This window comes from Mesorhizobium sp. M1A.F.Ca.IN.022.07.1.1 (genome assembly GCF_003997575.1).
Lineage (GTDB): Bacteria > Pseudomonadota > Alphaproteobacteria > Rhizobiales > Rhizobiaceae > Mesorhizobium.
In genome coordinates this window covers 1-4,757 of the sequence record NZ_RZST01000402.1, presented here as the reverse complement: position 1 = coordinate 4,757, position 4,757 = coordinate 1, and the positions used below count along the sequence as shown (strand labels likewise).

The following is a 4,757-nucleotide window of genomic DNA, read 5'->3' as shown; positions in this document are numbered from 1 at the left end:
CCACCTTGCCGGCGGAGTCGGCGATGAGCTGCCGCACGAGCGGGCTCTGCCCTGCGCCGCCGCTGATGGCGATCGTGTCGATCTTGATGCCGCGGCCATGCATGGCCGCCAGGATCTGGCGGGCGCCATAGCCGAGGCCGCAGAGGCCGCCGACATAGAGCGCGACGAGACTGTCGGCCCCGGTCGCCATGTCCAAGCCGGCGACCAGTCCGCGCGCGTCGGGATTGGCCAAGGGGGCACGATTGCCTAGAAATTCGGGAACGACATGCAAGCCGCCGACCAGTCTGTCCGCCTTCGCCGCACCGCCATGCCGCTCCGCCTCCTGCGCCAGCCACTGGCTGAGGTTCTGGCCGCCTCGCGCCGCGATCCCGGCCAGCTCGACGGCGGCGGGGTGCATGCCGACCAGGCGATCGATGGCGGCGCCCGCGGCCGACTGGCCGCCTTCGTTCAGCCACAGCCCCGGCACCATCGCGGAGAAATAGGGCCCCCACACGCCCGGCACGAAAGCCGCCTGCTCGGTCGTCGTCATGGTGCAGGCCGAAGTGCCGAAGACATAGGCCATGCGCGTGGTCACATCGCCGGCGCCGCCGCGCGCGCCGACCGAGCCGATGCCGCCGGCATGCGCATCGATCATGCCGGCGGCGACCGGCGTTCCGGGCAAAAGGCCAAGCTCGGCCGCCGCCTTGCTCCTCAAGCCGTCGGGCAGCGCGCTCCCCGGCGCCACGACCTCGGTGCCGATCCGGGCAAATTCCTCATCCGCGAGCGCGCCGAGCCCGACCTTGCGAAAATAGCCATCATCCCAGCGTGCCTCGTGCGCGAGATAGGTCCATTTGCAAGTCACCGTGCAGGTCGAGCGCGCCAGGCTGCCGGTGGCGCGCCAGGTGAGGAAATCGGCGAGATCCATGAACTGCCATGCCGCGGCGAAGGTCCGCGGCATGTTCTCGGCGAGCCATAAGAGCTTCGGGGTTTCCATCTCGGGCGAGATTGTGCCGCCGACATAGCGCAGCACGTCCTCGCCGGTGCCGTTGATCCTGCGCGCCTGCTCGGTGGCGCGGTGGTCCATCCAGACGATGATGTTGCGCTCGGGATCCCCTGACGGGCTGACCGTCAGCGGCTCGCCACCCGGCCCCAGAACGACAAGCGAGCAGGTGGCGTCGAAGCCGATGCCATGCACCGACTGCGCCGAGATGCCGGCAAGCGACACCGCCTCGCGGACGGTCGTAGCAACGGCGCGCCAGATGTCATTACTCGATTGCTCGACGATATGGCCTTCGGCATGCCAGGTGGCGATGTCGGCCTTGGCGGACGCAAGCATGGCGCCCGCTTCGTCGAAGACGCCCGCGCGGGCACTGCCGGTGCCGATGTCGATGCCGATGAAATGACTGCTCATGACTTCAGATCCTTCGCCCGATCCGTTCGGTTGCTATAGGTCATTGCTTTGCGGCAGGATGACAAGGTCGCGGACGGTGATGTCACCTTCGTTCCCTATCGGTGTTGCCGTTCCGGCTAGCGGCGCAGGCAAAGCTTTGCCTTGCCGCGCACGTTTGCCCATGCCAATTCGACGCCGCTGCTTGTCGTGCCGGCTGGCTAGGCCGCTTTCGCCAGGTTGATGTTGTGCAGTGTCAGCCGCCGGAAATGCGAGGGCGTCATGCCCTTTTCGGCGAGAAACTGCCGGTTGAAGTTGGAAAGGGTGTTGTAGCCGACCTCGAAGCAGATGCTGGTGATCGAAGCCTGCTCGTCGCTCATCAGCATCTGGCAGGCCAGGTTGATGCGCAGCCGCTTCACATACTGAACCAGCGTCATACCGGTGTGCTGGCGGAAGGAGCGGGAGAATACACTGGGCGACTGGCCGGCGATGGCGGCCAGGTCCGTCTCGCTGAAGGGCTGGGTCAGGTTCTCGCGCAGATAGGCAAGCGCCTTGTTGATGCCGGCCGACATATAGCCCGACGGATCGGGCAGGTAGCTCGCGCTGGCCAGCATGCGCGCGCCTTCGGCGCGGCTGAGCAGACCCATTATCATCATGAACAGTTCGATGCGGCGCACGCCTTGCGAATTCATGATCTCTTCCATCAGCGGGCCAAGCTGCTTGCTGGTCTGGCGGCTGAACAGCACGCCGCGGCGCGAGGCTTCGAGCACCGGCGTCAGCGCCGCGAGCTCGGGGAAGGTGTTGATGGCGCCGTCGATAAAGCCTTCATTGAACTGGATGATGCGGCAGCGCAGCGGCACCGTCGCGTCCTTCGGCACATCGCTCACCCAGTTGTGCGGCAGGTTGGGGCCGGTCAGCACCAGATTGCCCGGCTCGAACTCGCCGATGAAGTCGCCGACGAAATAGCGGCCGCGGGTGGCGACGATGAGATGCAGTTCGTATTCCGGATGGAAATGCCAGCGCACCGTGCGGAACGGGTAACCGTGCGACCAGGCAGTGAAAGACTCGCCCGGCCTGATCTGCACAACTTCAAGATCGGGTTTCATCGCTGCTCCTCCCGTATTGAAGCCAAGGCGCGTCCCCTCTACGACGCGCCGTCCGGTTTCGGCCTCATGTCAGCCAAGCTACCGAGCCGACAAGATCTTCGCCACCATGTTCGCGTCACTCCATTGGTACTTTTTTGACTATTCTGAGCCTCCACGCCGCTGAGCGGCGCCTCAAACGACGCCGCGTTCCTCGCTCCTTATGCGGAAGGCATCGACGGCGATCGCAAGCAGGATCATCGCGCCGCCGATCATCTGAATGTAATAGGCCGAGACGTTGATGAGCTGCAGGCCGGTCTGGATGACGGTGATGAGCAGCGTGCCGCCGAGCATGCCGATGACGCGGCCGCGGCCGCCGAACAGCGAAACGCCGCCGATGACGGGTGCTGCCACGGCATAGAGCAGCGTCGTGCTGCCGACGGTCACGCTGACGCCGCCGAGATAGGAGGTGTAGAGGAAGCCGGCCACTCCAGCGAGGAAGCCGGAAGCGCTGAAGGCGCCAAGCCTCGCGCGCTTGACGTTGATGCCTGCGGCATTCGCCGCCCGGCGGTTGCCGCCGGTGGCATAGAGGTTGCGACCCCAGGCCGAATAAGCAAGCACGACATGCGCCAGGAGATAGGCGACGAAGAGGGCGATCGGCATTACCGGCCAGCTGCCGATGGTGGCGCTGCCTATGTAGCTGTAGCCTTCATCGGTCACCACCATGGTGCGGGCCTGGGTGGCGCCGAGCACCGCGCCTTGCAGAAAAAGCCCCATGGCCAGCGTCGCGATCAGCGAATTCATGCGCAAATAGGCGACGAAGTAGCCGTTGAGCAGACCGACGAGCACCCCGGCAACGATGGTGATGAGCACGGCCAGCGTCCAGTGGACGCCGAACTGCTGCATGGCATAGGCGCCGACCATGCTCGAGAAGACCAGATTGCCGACCACCGAGAGATCGATCTCGCCGATCAGAAGCGTGAAGGAGACCGCCAGCACCAGCACGCCCAGCGTGGTCGCCTGCACCAGCACGTTCTGCAGATTGCCTTCCGAAAGGAAGAAGGGATTGAGGAAGCCGGCGAGGATGCTGAACACGATGATCAGGATCCAGACCACATTGTCGAGAAGGAATTTTTTGCTGGTCATGTCTGATACTGCCCCTGTCATCGCGCCGCTCTCGCTTCGGCGATCGCATCGATGGTGATCTCGGCGCCGCGCAGCATTCGCGCGATTCGACCCTTGGAGAAGATCACCACGCGGTCGACGAGGCGCTGCATCTCTTCCGGGTCCTGCGCGAGCAGAAGCATGCTAACGCCCTCCTTCGTCGCATCGTCGATCAGGCGGTGGATCTGCTCCTTGGCGGCGACATCGACGCCGACGGTCGGTTCGTCGAGCAGAAGCAATCTCGGCTTGCGTTCCAGCAGCCGGCCAAGCAGCACCTTCTGCTGGTTGCCGCCAGACAACTCGCCGATCTCCTGGGCGCCGCTGCCCATGACGATCTCCATGGCGCCGCGCGCCTCGCGCATGCGGCGGTTCATGCCGGCGCCGCTCACCAGCCAGCCGAGCGATAGCGGCCAATTGCCGAGGTTGAGGTTCTCGGTCACCGACATCGAGCCGACCAGGCCTTCGCCGATGCGGTCATGCGTGAGGTAGGCAATGCCCGAGCCGAGGCTCTGCCCCGGCGAGCCGAGACGCGCTTCCCGGCCATCGATCAGGACGGCACCGGCCTCGATGGGCAGCAGGCCGCCCAGCGCCCGCATCAATTCCTGCGGCCCTTCGCCGAGCAGGCCGACGAGGCCGACGATCTCGCCGTGGCCGATCGCAAGATCGACCGGGCCGCCGCCGGAAAAGGATAGCCCGCTGAGCTCGATGGCCGCGCCATGATCCTTGCGGGCGCGGTGGAATTCGGCGACGTCGGCGCCGGTGATGACGCGCGCCATGGCCTCGGCCGAAGGCTCCGCCGCTTTGCCGCTGGCGGTCACCTTGCCGTCGCGCAGCACCGTGTATTCCGAACAGAGCTGGCGCACCTCGTCGTTGTGGTGCGAGATGTAGATGAAAGACGTGCCCCGTTGGGTAAGGCTCTCGACCCATTCCAGCAGATGCAGCCGCTCGGCCGCCGCAAGGCCTGCGGTCGGCTCGTCGAGGATGATCAGCGAGGCTTCGGCCGCGACCGCCTTGATGATGGCGAGCCTGCGCCTGTCGCTGGCGCCGAGGTCGCCGGCGCGCCGCCTCGGATCGACCGGCATGCCGTGGCTTTCGAGCTGGCGCACCGCCAGGCGGCGGAGCGCGGACCAGTCGGTCAAGCCGTA

The 4,757-nt window shown here is 65.7% G+C and carries 4 protein-coding genes; all 4 read right to left on the bottom strand.

From position 1 onward, the window contains the following. A partial coding sequence (locus EOA75_RS28950; protein ID WP_127325762.1) for an FGGY-family carbohydrate kinase occupies positions 1–1,390 on the bottom strand: 1,390 nt, incomplete at its 3' end. A gap of 197 nt (positions 1,391–1,587) precedes the next feature. Continuing rightward, entirely contained in the window at positions 1,588–2,472 is an 885-nt protein-coding gene (locus tag EOA75_RS28945; protein ID WP_067003926.1) for an AraC family transcriptional regulator, read from the bottom strand. A 171-nt stretch (positions 2,473–2,643) separates the two neighbouring features. Further along, the gene (locus EOA75_RS28940) at positions 2,644–3,594 is read right to left on the bottom strand and encodes an ABC transporter permease (protein WP_164747628.1); all 951 of its coding nucleotides are present in this window, start codon (positions 3,592–3,594) and stop codon (positions 2,644–2,646) included. A 17-nt stretch (positions 3,595–3,611) separates the two neighbouring features. After that, positions 3,612–4,757: ATP-binding cassette domain-containing protein (locus tag EOA75_RS28935; RefSeq protein ID WP_164747627.1), on the bottom strand; the 1,146-nt coding region annotated here is incomplete at its 5' end.

What these genes read in the sequence shown, in the direction of transcription:
- EOA75_RS28945 (WP_067003926.1), bottom strand. Translation starts at nt 2,472, where the DNA reads ATGAAACCCGATCTTGAAGTTGTGCAGATCAGGCCGGGCGAGTCTTTC.
- EOA75_RS28940 (WP_164747628.1), bottom strand. Translation starts at nt 3,594, where the DNA reads ATGACCAGCAAAAAATTCCTTCTCGACAATGTGGTCTGGATCCTGATC.